The sequence below is a fragment of the Desertivirga brevis genome, from assembly GCF_017355835.1.
Genome location: NZ_JAFEWF010000010.1, coordinates 91,852 through 104,859 on the forward strand (window position 1 = coordinate 91,852; position 13,008 = coordinate 104,859).

General features: G+C 39.4%; 19 protein-coding genes. 12 read left to right on the forward strand and 7 right to left on the reverse strand.

The window, feature by feature from the left end; genetic code table 11:
- Positions 1–112 precede the first annotated feature (112 nt).
- From J4N25_RS21640 to J4N25_RS21670, 8 genes are all read left to right on the forward strand, one after another.
- The gene (locus tag J4N25_RS21640) at positions 113–973 is read left to right on the forward strand and encodes an AraC family transcriptional regulator (protein WP_207423899.1); all 861 of its coding nucleotides are present in this window, start codon (positions 113–115) and stop codon (positions 971–973) included.
- An 81-nt stretch (positions 974–1,054) separates the two neighbouring features.
- Positions 1,055–1,294 (forward strand): putative antibiotic biosynthesis monooxygenase, encoded by a 240-nt coding sequence (locus J4N25_RS21645; RefSeq protein WP_207423900.1) that lies wholly within the window; start codon positions 1,055–1,057, stop codon positions 1,292–1,294.
- Entirely contained in the window at positions 1,278–2,036 is a 759-nt protein-coding gene (locus J4N25_RS21650) for an NAD(P)/FAD-dependent oxidoreductase (RefSeq protein WP_242695977.1), read from the forward strand. The genes J4N25_RS21645 and J4N25_RS21650 overlap by 17 nt, the downstream gene beginning before the upstream one ends.
- Entirely contained in the window at positions 2,036–2,170 is a 135-nt protein-coding gene (locus J4N25_RS26985; RefSeq protein WP_255537137.1) for a hypothetical protein, read from the forward strand. The genes J4N25_RS21650 and J4N25_RS26985 overlap by 1 nt, the downstream gene beginning before the upstream one ends.
- A 77-nt stretch (positions 2,171–2,247) precedes the next feature.
- Complete coding sequence (locus J4N25_RS21655; RefSeq protein ID WP_207423901.1) at positions 2,248–2,844, forward strand: short chain dehydrogenase; 597 nt, start codon at positions 2,248–2,250, stop codon at positions 2,842–2,844.
- A 65-nt stretch (positions 2,845–2,909) separates the two neighbouring features.
- Positions 2,910–3,713 (forward strand): PhzF family phenazine biosynthesis protein, encoded by an 804-nt coding sequence (locus J4N25_RS21660; protein ID WP_207423902.1) that lies wholly within the window; start codon positions 2,910–2,912, stop codon positions 3,711–3,713.
- Positions 3,703–4,155 (forward strand): DUF1572 family protein, encoded by a 453-nt coding sequence (locus J4N25_RS21665; protein WP_207423903.1) that lies wholly within the window; start codon positions 3,703–3,705, stop codon positions 4,153–4,155. The genes J4N25_RS21660 and J4N25_RS21665 overlap by 11 nt, the downstream gene beginning before the upstream one ends.
- An 83-nt stretch (positions 4,156–4,238) precedes the next feature.
- Positions 4,239–5,546 (forward strand): serine hydrolase, encoded by a 1,308-nt coding sequence (locus J4N25_RS21670; RefSeq protein WP_207423904.1) that lies wholly within the window; start codon positions 4,239–4,241, stop codon positions 5,544–5,546.
- A 272-nt stretch (positions 5,547–5,818) separates the two neighbouring features.
- Here J4N25_RS21670 and J4N25_RS21675 read toward each other — a convergent pair whose 3' ends face one another.
- The 4 genes from J4N25_RS21675 to J4N25_RS21690 all read right to left on the reverse strand — a co-directional run bounded on the left by J4N25_RS21675 (position 5,819) and on the right by J4N25_RS21690 (position 7,964).
- Entirely contained in the window at positions 5,819–6,244 is a 426-nt protein-coding gene (locus tag J4N25_RS21675; RefSeq protein ID WP_207423905.1) for a hypothetical protein, read from the reverse strand.
- A gap of 152 nt (positions 6,245–6,396) precedes the next feature.
- On the reverse strand, positions 6,397–6,954 hold the full coding sequence (locus J4N25_RS21680) for a GNAT family N-acetyltransferase (RefSeq protein ID WP_207423906.1): 558 nt from the start codon (positions 6,952–6,954) through the stop codon (positions 6,397–6,399).
- Positions 6,955–6,987: 33 nt separating this feature from the next.
- A complete protein-coding gene (locus tag J4N25_RS21685; protein WP_207423907.1) occupies positions 6,988–7,575 on the reverse strand; it encodes a cysteine hydrolase family protein in 588 nt (195 codons plus the stop codon).
- Positions 7,572–7,964: a nuclear transport factor 2 family protein gene (locus J4N25_RS21690; protein WP_207423908.1), complete on the reverse strand. Its 393-nt coding sequence runs from the start codon at positions 7,962–7,964 to the stop codon at positions 7,572–7,574. The genes J4N25_RS21685 and J4N25_RS21690 overlap by 4 nt, the downstream gene beginning before the upstream one ends.
- 160 nt (positions 7,965–8,124) lie before the next feature.
- Between J4N25_RS21690 and J4N25_RS21695 the strand changes: the two genes are divergently transcribed.
- Positions 8,125–8,451 carry a MerR family transcriptional regulator gene (locus tag J4N25_RS21695; protein WP_207423909.1) on the forward strand — a complete coding sequence of 109 codons (327 nt, stop codon included), beginning with the start codon at positions 8,125–8,127 and terminating at the stop codon, positions 8,449–8,451.
- Between the two features lie 80 nt (positions 8,452–8,531).
- Here J4N25_RS21695 and J4N25_RS21700 read toward each other — a convergent pair whose 3' ends face one another.
- Both J4N25_RS21700 and J4N25_RS21705 read right to left on the reverse strand, forming a co-directional pair.
- The gene (locus tag J4N25_RS21700; protein ID WP_207423910.1) at positions 8,532–8,825 is read right to left on the reverse strand and encodes a hypothetical protein; all 294 of its coding nucleotides are present in this window, start codon (positions 8,823–8,825) and stop codon (positions 8,532–8,534) included.
- Positions 8,826–8,930: 105 nt separating this feature from the next.
- A complete protein-coding gene (locus J4N25_RS21705; protein WP_207423911.1) occupies positions 8,931–9,503 on the reverse strand; it encodes a Crp/Fnr family transcriptional regulator in 573 nt (190 codons plus the stop codon).
- 88 nt (positions 9,504–9,591) lie between these two features.
- Here J4N25_RS21705 and J4N25_RS21710 point away from each other — a divergent pair, with 88 nt between their 5' ends.
- Positions 9,592–10,284 (forward strand): HAD family hydrolase, encoded by a 693-nt coding sequence (locus J4N25_RS21710; protein WP_207423912.1) that lies wholly within the window; start codon positions 9,592–9,594, stop codon positions 10,282–10,284.
- On the forward strand, positions 10,285–10,908 hold the full coding sequence (locus J4N25_RS21715) for a chloramphenicol acetyltransferase (protein ID WP_207423913.1): 624 nt from the start codon (positions 10,285–10,287) through the stop codon (positions 10,906–10,908).
- Positions 10,909–10,981: 73 nt separating this feature from the next.
- Here J4N25_RS21715 and J4N25_RS21720 read toward each other — a convergent pair whose 3' ends face one another.
- Entirely contained in the window at positions 10,982–12,493 is a 1,512-nt protein-coding gene (locus J4N25_RS21720) for a DEAD/DEAH box helicase (RefSeq protein ID WP_207423914.1), read from the reverse strand.
- Positions 12,494–12,607: 114 nt separating this feature from the next.
- Between J4N25_RS21720 and J4N25_RS21725 the strand changes: the two genes are divergently transcribed.
- Complete coding sequence (locus tag J4N25_RS21725) at positions 12,608–12,964, forward strand: response regulator (protein ID WP_207423915.1); 357 nt, start codon at positions 12,608–12,610, stop codon at positions 12,962–12,964.
- The last annotated feature ends 44 nt before the right edge of the window (positions 12,965–13,008 follow it).

Here is a 13,008-nt window from a genome sequence, read left to right on the forward strand (position 1 = left end):
ATTACATATAATCAAGTAGACGACAACAAACAGGTTTTTAAAACGACCGTCTTGTCAGGTTTTAGCCTTCTATACGAGTAGTTAGCTCCTTTACTTAAAATAATTTTAAGCAATGAAATTAATACCGGTCAGACAGATAGAGGTGAGCCAGAAACGGGAGATAAGTGAAGGTAGATTCAGCATCCGTGCATTGCAGCAAGTGCTTAGGGGTGATGTGGTTCACCATCTTCACAAACATAATTTCTATTTTGTACTTGCCGTATCAGAGGGAGCGGGCTTGCACGAGATCGACTTCGTGTCATACCCCGTACATTCTCACTCAATATTTATTCTTCGCCCTGGTCAGGTTCACAGGTTAGAGCTGGCGGCAGGTAGCTTAGGGTTTTTAATGGAATTTGATTTGTCATTTTATAAGCCTAAGGATAGCATTAAGGAACATCGATGGAGAAGAGTATCTACCAAGAACTTCTGCAAGGTGGAAGAAGGCAGATTCAAAAAGTTGAATGCTTACCTGGCTTCCATTTTTGATGAATATTCCAACGGCCAGGATGGGTATTTGGAAGCGATCCAAGCTAATTTGAACTTGTTTTTTATTGAAAATTCCAGGCAAAGTTCTAATCCTGCTAGCGCAACAAAAGGCGAAAATGATTACATGAAAGATCGTTTCGAAGCGCTGCTTCATCTGCTGGAAACGAATATTACCAGTAAAAAGAATGTCACCGAATATGCTGAAATGTTTAATCTTTCTACCTACCAGTTGAATGCTATTACGAAGAAAACGGTTGGTAAAACTGTTTCTAATCTTATTAATGAACAAATTATACTTGAAGCAAAACGCCTTCTACTGGCCACCCCTCATCAGGTAAAAGACATTGCTTATAATCTTGGTTACGAAGATATCTCTTACTTTATCCGCTTCTTCAAAAAGCAGACGGGACAATCTCCGGACGCCTTTCGTCGAAATTTCAAATAAGTCCTATCCAACTCATCATTCGTCCTACCATCCCCCTTCCTGCTCATTCTACTTTTGTTGCAGATCAAAAAACGTAACAGCATGAAGACGAAAGCAAGAATTTTAATGGCAATCAAAATCTGGATCGTAATTTATCCCTCCATTACTCTTTTCTTATTTCTGTTCGGGACGGACCTTGCAGCTTTTCCCTTGTATCAGCGCACCTTCTTCTTAACCATTTCATTGGTACCCTGGATGGTGTTTATCGGTATCCCTTTCATTGATTTCGTTGCTGGTCAAGTTTTCAGAAGCCGTCTTTCCAAAAATGAAGGCGAGAAATAAAAATTATAGGGCTTATTCATTAAGCAGAAGAGCCTTTCTAAGACAAACCGGCATAATGCTCACTGGCATTTACCTTCCGGCATTATCAAATACTTCAGTCACTATAGAGAGCATGAAACATACAAATTTCGACGTCATAATTATTGGAGGAAGCTATTCCGGACTTGCAGCAGGGTTAGCCCTTGGAAGAGCCCAGATGAATGTGTTGGTTGTAGATGGAGGGCATCCCTGCAATAAACAAACACCTTATTCTCATAATTTTCTGACTCAGGATGGCACGAAACCTGCGGAAACAGCATGGTTAGCTAAGCAGCAAGTTCAAAAATATACTACTGTTGAATTCCTAAATGGCATTGCTGTTAAAAGCAGGAAAACAGTTAGCGGTCAATTTGAAATCGAGATGGAATCTGGTGAGAAGTTTCGGGGAGATAAGCTGATAATTGCTACCGGTATCAAAGATCAGATTCCTGATATTCGAGGGTTTTCTGAATGCTGGGGCATATCAGTTCTGCACTGTCCGTTCTGTCATGGTTGGGAAGTAAGGAATGAAAAGACGGGCATTTTTGCCAATGGACAAGATGGGTTTGAGCTGTGTAAGCTGATATCCAACTGGACAAGTGAGCTGTTTTTGTTTACCAACGGCACATCAACCCTTAGCCCTGAGCAATTACAAAAGTTGGAAAGTCATCATATAACAATAGTAGAAAAGAAAGTTACCCGACTGGAACACAGCAGTGGTTGATGGAAACAACGGTTGAGGGCGTGTATGCCTGCGGTGGTAATGCTTCCCGAATGCGTACTGTAGCAAATGCTGTTGCAATGGGTACAACTGCAGGAATGATGGTGACTAAAAAAATAGTTTTTGAAGAATTCTAATCACATTCACAAGTCCTAGTGTCTTAAATAAAAAGAATCAAACAGAAAATTATCCATAAAAATTAAATTGTAATCAGATGAAAATCATTATTGTAGGTGCTACCGGCACTATGGGAAAGTACCTAGCGACCGCTTTCGAAAAAGAACATGAAGTTATACGGGTTGGATCGAAAGCCGGAGACATTCCCACCGATATCACCTCTACCGAATCCATTGAAAATTTATTTAAACAGACAGGACCATTTGATGCACTCATCTCCACCGCTGGCCCATCTTATGTAGGCCCCTGGAAAACGATGACAGATAAAGAGTTTCGTCGGGGAATTGAGGGAAAATTAATGGGGCAGGTGAATCTGGTATTGATCGGTCAGCATTATATCAATCCCAAAGGCTCATTTACATTAATCACGGGGGCTTTAGCACAGGAGCCCGTATTGCATTTTGCTAATGCCTCTATGGCCAATGGAGCAATTGAAGCGTTCGTACGTGCAGCAGCAATTGAGTTAGAAAACGGGATTCGTATTAATGCTGTTAGCCCTACCGTTATTGAAGCTTCACCACAATATTTTCCTTTCTTCCCAGGTGATATTCCTGTAACGATGAGACAATTGGAGTACGGCTTTCGGAAAAGTGTTTTTGGCGCAAATACAGGTCAGATTATTAAGCCATATTAATTTAAAATACGACGCAAAGGCTACCACCATTCCTTTTGGAAACTAATATTTATCTTACAATACTTATGAAGACGTATTTTGTTGATTCGTTTACGAGTCAAAAATTTAAAGGAAACCCGGCAGCTGTATGTATTGTCGAACAAGATGTTAGCAGTGAAACTATGCAAAGTATTGCAACAGAAATTGGTTTTTCTGAGACTGCATTTATTAAAAAAACGGCAACAGGAAGTTTTGACATTCGATTTTTTACTCCGAAAAAAGAAATTCCTTTATGTGGCCATGCCACATTAGCTTCGTCCAAAATCATCTTCGATACTACCGATTTGGAGCAAATAAGCTTTCTTAACTGCGAAAACGTGGAATTATCCGTCCAAAAGCAGGAGGGCAAAATTGTAATGCAGTTTCCGGTTTATGATACAGAAAAGATAGAAGTTCCGAAAGCGATGCTCGATGCACTGGGAATTGATAAGATTGTGACTTCCCGCTATAGTCCCAAGAATAAAATTACCCTCCTTGAAATTGAAAACATTGAAGCTTTGTCACTTTTAAAACCAGACTTCCTGGCCTTAGTCAACTCGCATAATGGTATAAACGGTGTTCTCGTAACGGCCGAATCTACGGGAGATGTATACGATTTTCATTATCGCTATTTTTGGCCCTGGGCAGGTACGAATGAAGATCCTGTAACAGGGGGAGTACAAACGTTTCTAACCAAGTACTGGGCAGCAAAACTTAATAAAACTAAATTCAGAGCGTTTCAATCTTCTGCCAGAACGGGAGAAATGGATACAGAATTATTGAGTGATCATGTTTTGATCCGTGGAGAGGCTGTAATTGTATTTGAAGGTATTTTGAAAGATGTTAATTGAAGTATTAAAATCACTATTTAACCGGGATCTAAACCGGCTTAGAACTGAGATTAGTTCCTACAAGAATGAAGAGAACCTCTGGAGAGTGGAGGAATCAATTACGAATTCCGCCGGAAATCTTTGCCTGCATTTGATTGGTAACCTTAACACCTACATTGGTAAGGAAATTGGTAATACTGGCTACGTCAGAAACAGAGAACTGGAGTTTTCTTTGAAAAACGTCGACAGAGAAGAATTGCTACAAAGCATAGATAATACGATCAAAGTAGTGGAAACATCTTTGGATAAGCTAGACGAGAGGGCTTTGGCGGCGGAATATCCCATCCTGGTATTTGATCAAAAAACATCGACTGAGTTTCTGCTGGTTCATCTGACTACTCATTTAACCTATCATCTGGGACAGATAAACTATCATAGGAGAATGGTGGACAGAGTGGCCTAAAATGCAAATTCAGTTATATTAGAACCCTCAACTAAGATTAGAGTTAGATGCCTTTGTATAAGTTCTTATTTATATTAATTCTATTGCCATTCTTTTCTAATGGCCAAACACAGCAGGAAAAGATTGACGGATTAATAACTTCATACCAGGATTTGAACTACTTCAATGGCACCGTACTTATTTCTCGCGGTGGCAAAGTTATTTTTGACAAAGCCTATGGCTATCAAAACTATAAGACCAGTACATTTAACTCCGCTGAAAGTGTTTTTCAAATCGGTTCCCTCACTAAACCTTTTACCAGCATGATCATCCTGAAATTAGCCGAGGGGAAGAAACTCTCACTTCAGGACCGGCTTCAATCTTATTTCCCGGAATTTAAGTATGGCAGTGATATCACGATAGAACAATTACTTACACATACTTCCGGAGTTTACGAAAACTATAAAAAACAGGGCCCAGAAATATTATTCACCAACAGGACTATCTCGGCACAGGAAATTTCACGGGAAATATTCAGCCATCCTCTTAACTTTTCTCCCGGATCTCGTTTCTCTTATTCCAACTCCGGGTACAACCTATTGGGATTGATTATAGAAAAGGTTACTGGCTCCACTTACAAGAATGCCGTTAATCAGTATATTTTCAAACCTGCAGGAATGAAAAATAGCGGTTACAATTTCCAGAAGCTGAAAAGTCGCCTTAAAACAACAAATTATTCTTACTGGTCAGCCACACAACATCTGGAAGAACCAGTATGGAATCCAGCAGCCACTTTTTCATCAGGTGCTTTATATTCTACTTCCCGCGACCTGTATAAATGGTATCAGTCGATAAGAGATAATAAAATAATATCAAAAGAAGCTACTACCAGAGCAACTACTACTTTCAAAGATGGGTACGGCTACGGCTGGTTTATCGATAGTCTGTACAAAAAGAAAATTGTTTCTCACGGAGGAAACATAGAAGGAGCTACAAGTTACTTTCTTATGGATCCCGTAGATGATATCTGTATTATCCTTCTAAACAATATCAATAATGTTAAACTAGAGCGGGTAGGCAATACTATCCTTGGCATACTGCTGGATAAACCTTATTCAATTCCTCGTCAAAAGCAGGCCATTCAATTGGACGAGCAGACTCTTGACAAATTTGTAGGAAACTATGAGCTATCCGAAAATCATTTTGTGATCGTGTCGAAAGAAGGCGCTCAGCTGTATATTGAGATTGACGGAGAGAAACGACTGAAAATTTTTCCCGAAAAAGCAAAGTCGTTCTTTATTCCAGGCGAAGATATTGACGTAAATTTCGTTTCTGATCAGGATGGTGTAAAGCAGGTCAGAATCCGGCGAGGGCTATTAACGCGGATCGGGGACAAAGTGAAGGCTTTATAAACGGATAAGCATCAAGTTTGACTCCAATTTGAATCTTTGTCAAATCGCGTGGATCTTCGGAAGCTCATACAAATTGATCGGTTGTAGTGCCAAGATCGACTCTAAATTACACCAAAATGTCTACGGTTATCAAAGAAAGCCTTTCTGATCCCAGTCATTGTTGACGGCCTCAATCTGGTGCCATAAGTCGTTTAACTCTTGCTCCTCAGGGTTATCCGGATCTACTTACTGCAGTTTTTGAAAAAGGAGAATTTAGTAATCAAGCGATATACCTATCTCATATCTGCTGAGAAATAGTTTTGCTTGGGTATTTTGTTTCCATTCAATCCATTTAACATTGCTAATTGGCCTATATGTGTTAACATATCGGACAAGGGGCCTTGTATCAGTTTTTTACCTAGCTCGTCTGACAGCGTATGTAATACTACTGTTTCATTTAACTGTTCAAGGCATTTTAAAAACTCCCCCAGTTCTTCTTCAAATTTTGGAAGAGGGGGCCTTTCTGCTTCGAAATTAGTTGATCTTATGATTGAATTTGCCTTACGAGCCAAGTCACTCATGTGATTTATAATTTCTTTTGGAGAGCGAGTTTGCGGAGATATTTTGTAATCACCAAAATTTTCTGCCGCTCCACTGATTGAAGCAAGGGTTCTATACCTAATAGTTTTTAAAATGTGTAGGAGTATGTCTTTTGCCATCGTGCGATTTTATCATCAAAATAAGAATTCTTTAGAATATCCTCTCTTGAAATCATTTGCTTGTTCAGTAGAATATTCCTGCTTGCGTCGCCTTTACCTCTATAATTGATAATGAAATTTTATCCTATGCTCCCAAAGCTATAGGTGCATGCCTATATGGTTCTATATGCCGGATTACTTTTAACCCAACCGTCCTTGTCCACTTTGAACCAGTAATGCTCCGTTCCCTGGTAGTTGAAAGTTTCAATGATTTTAAATCCCACTTTCTCCAAAACTCTCTTTGACGAATAGTTTCTAATATCAGTAATGGCAAACACCTCTGTTAAACTAAGCCTATGAAATGCATAGGATAAGGCTGCATAAGCAGTCTCAGTAGCATATCCATTCCCCCAATACTTTTTTATAAATCTATATCCAAGATCATAATAGTCGATATGATTATTAGTTTCTTCTGTAATTAATTTCAGGCCTGACCATCCAACAAAAGTATTAGTTTCTTTATCTATCACAGCCCATCGACCTATTCCGTTAGTAATGTATTGCTTTCGAATAAATTGAACTACTTCTGCTGCTTGCTGATGGATCTTGATAGGATTGTTTCCAAGAAAGGCGTGAACTTCAGGATCGGAGTCCAAAATAAAAAGACTATCCTCGTCTTGTGGAAGTATTTCTCTTAGTATGAGCCGTTCCGTTTCTGCAAAGATCTTCATTGAGTAGTGTTAAATGAGCTTCAATCGGTCACTTTATTCCGTTTTCAAAAATTCAGCGGTGGTAACACATTCGCCAAAATGGTGAACAATGTTTTCTACAACATATTCTTGCTGATTTTTGTTAAAGGCAGAACCTGCATCAGTAATTAAAATTGGATTATAACCTTTGTCATGAGCTTCACGAAACGTGCTTTCTACACAGACGTGAGTGGCGTAGCCCACCAAATAAATATTTTCAATTTTATTGTTTCGTAACCAGATGTCTAAGTTAGAGCCAGAAAAGCCACTTGCTCCCGTACGACCAGTAACCACAAATTCGCTATCCATAGGCTGAAATGGATTATAAAATTGGGAACCAAATTCGTTCAGGGGAAATGTACCAAAGGTAGGAATGGCTTTATTTAACCCACTTTTACCGTTTGCCAATTCAGGATACCCTTTCTGAAATCGTAAGCCGACATGTCCAACCAGCATTTTTTGATCTCTTGCATGTTTCAAGCATTTTTCAATATTGCCTATTGATAACGTGAAAAGGTCCCTATCCTCAATCAGACCGTGTAACTTTCCCTTCGGCGACAGCCATTCGTTTTGGCATTCAATCAGTATAAAAGCACTCTTCATATATTCCATGGGTTTAATATGTGATTATGATAAATTTTCGTTACGATCTTCCATTCCCCATCAAACTTCAATAGCGTAAGTAGGTCTGTAAAAACTAATACACCTTTTCGCATACATTTCAGCTTTACAAATGCGGCCGTTTCACTAACATCAATTTGAACAAATTCATAATCAAATTTTCGTAGACCAGTGGAGTCTTTAGATCGTTTATATTGTTCCACGATTGCGACCCATTCTTTTAACGGCAGTTTTTTGAGAGCTTTCCCCTCTGCGTAGAAAATAGCGAAATCGGGATGATAACCTTGGTACATTTTCTCGGTGTTCATCTCATTCAAGGCTCCATTTAGATAACACTCTTCTATCAAATTTCTAATTTTTGTTTCTTCCATTTTATTTTGTCCATATAGTTGACCCGCCATTTGCAACAGGGATATAAAATGTAAAAATGCTTTCCTTGAACATTATTTGCGTCAATTGTAGATTATTTACAATTGCAAAAAAACTACAGTTATTCTACATTTGCAACAGTAATTGTAAATTAATTACAAAATGAAAGAGATGAAGAAAGGCCCCGAATTATCTTTTGATTTTGATTTCTTGCAAAAACTGGTGGTTGGTATTGGTGAAGTGTCACAAATAATTGGCGTCCCCACCAGGCAAATCAGGTATTGGGAAGAAAAAGGAATCATTACAAGTTTAACTGAAGAAGAAGGGAAAAACAGAAGGTACGACTATAAGAACATTAAAAAAATGTTGCTGATAAAAGAACTTTTAGACGATGGTTATACATTGGATGCATCGGCTGACAAAGTAAAAAGCAGGATGGAGCTTATTGAACAAACATTAAACAAATTGAGTGAAAAAGGGGGGCATTAAAGTTATGGGTTCCCCTACTCTAGTGTAAGCTATAAGATTATTATGCCTTGTTTAGAATCTAATACTAACAAGTATTTTATTTATAAAATCTTTACTATGCTGAACTCGTAACTCAGATGCAAGCCCTCAAAGACACTATTGAATAGAAAAGCATCAGTAAGCGAGCCTCGAAAGAAACCATTACCGTTTATTCGTCTCCCATCAAGAAAATCATATATTGTTAGCGGAATAAGAGTACTTACAAGTCTTCTCAATTCACATGCTTCTTCTTGTTCAACAAATCCTGTTGGCTTTGTCCCAGCTTTGTATTTATGAAAAAGCTCCTCTGACAAATCCAATGGGTTGACATCTTGTATATCAACGACTGTTGGCAACTATAATATGTCCAATGATGCTACATTAGTTTTATTTATTTTACTGAAGCTATTGTAAACTCTAAAGTATGTATCAATAAGATGCACAACAATATTCCCCTTTCCTTAGCTAGTAATCCCCATCTCCTTCAAACTCCTATTCAAACTCCTAACCGATATCCCAAGATAGGAGGCCATATCTTCTTTAGAAAGTTTTATACCCTGTTTAGATTGTAACTCTAGCAGTTTTCTTAAACTGTACTCCGCCGGATGTAATTGCTGATAGGAGGCGCGGCTTGAGGTATTGGTAATTCGTTCAGCAAAGACATCTAGCAAAAGGCGGTTAAGTTTCAGGTCGGATTCTATTAAATATTGGAAGTAGGGAATTGAAAATGCAAACACGCTTACTTCGGTCATTGCCACTACATTGCACAAGCAAGGAAGGTTACGCAAGAACTCGATCTCACCGATAATCTCACCTCTCCCTAAAAACTCCAGTATATAGTCTTTATCATTATTTTCCGTGAAAAAGCATTTGCTGATGCCTTCCCTGATAACCATAATTTTGATGGCTGGCTCTCCCTGACACAGCAGCGTCTGGCCTGCTGCATATCGTCTTACAACAATGTCTTCTTTACGTTCTTGCTTTTCGTAAAGGTCTTCCGCATAAGCTAAAAATGCCTGGTTTGTTCTTAACATATATCTGCGGGACAAATGTCCTTTTTCTTAGGGTTTTCCTTCCTGATTTTTGCTTCCAATTGATAAAAGTACAAAACAGGAACATTCAATGAAAAAACAGATAACTACAATAGCATTTGATGCGGATGATACCTTGTGGGTGAACGAACCTTATTTTCAGGAAGCTGAGACTCATTTTTGTGCACTGCTTGAAAACTATCTTCCAGCCAATGTAGTTTCGGCAACGCTGCTCAAAACGGAAATGAAAAACCTGGCTCTATATGGATATGGAGTAAAGGGCTTTATGTTGTGTATGATCGAAACAGCTATTAACATTACGGGAAGTGCTGCAGGCCCAGGCTTAATAGATCAGATTTTAAAGATCGGCCAGGACTTGTTACGGAAGCCTGTTGAACTACTGGATGGGGTGCCCGAAACGCTGGAACAACTACATAAGCATTACAGGTTAATAGTAGCTACAAAAGGTGATTTGCTTGACCAGGAACGAAAACTTAAGCGTTCGGGACTGGAGAAGTATTTCCATCATATTGAAATTATGAGCGATAAAAAAGTAAGCAATTATCAGAAGTTGCTGAAGCACCTGGATTGCCAGCCGGAAAACTTCCTCATGCTGGGAAACTCTGTAAAATCTGATATTCTGCCCGTACTGGAATTAGGCGGTTTTGCAGCACACATCCCCTACCACACTACCTGGGCGCACGAAATACACGATGAGGATCTGCAGCACAAAAACCTGCTGGAATTGAAAAGCATAGACAACATCTTAAATTATTTGAATTAGATGAAAACACTGATAGATCTGGAGAACTGGAGCAGAAGAGAACATTTTTCCTTCTTCTCGAAAAGCGAAGAGCCGTTTTTTGGAGTGACTGTCGAGGTAGACTGTACCAAGGCCTACGCAAGTGCCAAAGAGAAGGGGCAATCCTTCTTTCTATATTACCTCTACCGGGCGTTGAACGCAGCAAATCAGATCCAAAACTTCCGCTACAGGATTGTTGACAATGAAGTATATCTCTTTGATCAGGTCCATGCTTCTCCAACAATTCCGAGGCCTGATAACACTTTTGGGTTCGCGTATATAAATTATCACACTAATGAAGAACTTTTCTACGATAATGCATTGGAGGAAATACAAAGGGTAAAACAATCAACTACTTTGCATCCAACAGTTTCTGTAGGGAGTGTGATCCATTTTTCTGCGCTTCCCTGGCTTAGTTTTACTTGGATCTCGCATGCGCGAAGCTTTTCCTTTAATGATAGTTCCCCCAAGATCTCCTTTGGGAAGTTGAACACAAAGGAGGGGCTGAAAACAATGCCAGTAGCAGTTCACGTACATCATGGATTGGCAGATGGGTATCATGTCGGGCTTTTTGTAGCAAATTTCCAGGACCTGTTGAATGAATGACGGAAAGGTTATGCCAAGCAATCCTTTCCATGAGAATATAGTCAGTCTATACTAAAGGGCCTAAGGCCAGTGATCAACTTGCTTGCTTGACAGACTCTTTTCTCCACATCATTTTCTGTACAAGAATATTCAATTTGTTCTTGTAGTCTTGAATGAGCCACTCTTTATAGTTTGGCGTAGCGCGTTCTAAACATTTGGCGTATTGCTTAACCCTCCAAATGATTTCTTTATCTAGTTCTTTGGTTAACTCCAGTGCTTCAGAGATCGTATCCGCGTTTTCTACGCACATCATCACATGCTGCCGAAGCGAGGCGCGCATTACTGTCCTCGGTTTCTTTTTGTTTTCAATAGCTAAACGATAGGCTTCTTGTACATCGAAAGTAATCTCAAGGCTATTAGGGAACTTTGAGCGAATACCGGCAGGCATTGCATGGACATTGTTCTCCAATTGTGCATTCAGCATTGCCTGATATGCTTCTGGATTATTAAAAATATCCTGCCAGTCCACAGGCTTATGCCAGTCGCCAAATCTTTCCGCATTATTGCCAAGATCTATGATCGTAAAGGTCTTTTTCTTTGGAAGGCGCCTGGACCCGCGGCCTATCATCTGGTGATAAAGGGTAAGGGAAGTAGTTGCACGGTTTAGAATGACTGCCTGAATAGTTGGTTCATCAAATCCGGTGGTTAGGATGGATACCGAACTTAAGATCGCCCCTTTTGTCTTTTTAAACCAATCAAGTATCTCCGCACGTTCTGCTGCCGGAGTCTGGTTGTCGAGGTGTTTTGCCTGGTACCCTGCCTCACAAAATAACTGACACACATTTTTGGAAGTGAATATGCCGTTATTAAAGATCAACGTTTTTTTGCCCTTGGCATGTGATTCATAAGCCTGTTTTAACAGGTCGAGCATAGCGGTCGAAGAATATAAATCATCCGATGTGCTCACTGTAAAATCCCCGGATCCGGTTTGCAAACTACTGATCTCCACATCGTATCGCCAGATAATTGGCTTAGCGAGAAATCCACTGGCAATTAACTCTTCAATACTCTCGCCAATGATCAACTCCTGGTAATAGCTGTTTAACGGCATGGCACTATCCGAACTTAGCGGTGTAGCGGTTACTCCGATAATGGCTGCATCTCCAAACTTCTCCAAAAGCTTGTGAAATGAATGGTGGTGCGCCTCATCAATAATAACTAAACCAATTCCTGTCACATCTATATCACCCGACTCGATACGGTTATTTAAAGTTTCCACCATCGCTACATAGCAATCATAACGGTCGTTTGATTTGACCTTTTTCACAGAGCTATTGATCACGCGATTTTTAATGCCAAGCTTTTTTAATGTTTGGGAAGTTTGATTGCAAAGTTCTACCCGGTGCGTTAGCACTATAACTTTTTGTTTCCGGATGTCCAGAAAGCGCCTTGTAATCTCTGAAAAGATCATTGTTTTACCTCCTCCGGTGGGCAGCTGAAAAAGTAGTCGCTGCTCATCGCCAGTTTGAAGTTTTTCGAAGATCTGAGTTAAAGCCTTATACTGGTAAGGGTAAAGTGTAGGGTTTTGATTAGAAACATTCGCCATATCCTTAAGCAAGCAAATGTTCTGCCGAAAACAGTTCTTCTCAAAATTATATTGGGCAAGAATAGGGATTCTTCCTATCTTTACAGAATATTCTAAAAAGGGGATTTTAAAAGAGTGAAGAGGGTAGTTGTGTTTGAAAAGAACCAGGACATTTTGGATATAGTGACACATGTTTTGGTTGAAGAGGGATATAAGGTAAAAGGCTTTACTTCTGAAGGAGCTTTTATAAGCTATACATCAGTAGCTATGCCTGATTTGATCCTTTTAGATGTTATTCATATAACTCCAGAGGGAACTGAACTTTGTAAAAAGCTCAAAGCCCTTGAGTCAATTAAGGATATACCTGTTATTGTTTTATCTACGCATAACAAGGCCAGCCAGATTAAGAAAATCTGTGCAGATGAAGTGATCCAAAAACCCTTCGATATTCATATTTTACTTCAGGTTGTAGAAAGTCATCTGGCTGCGTAGCCCTTCTATGCAGAAAGTTTTCTGATTGGCTTTAATCAAAGATT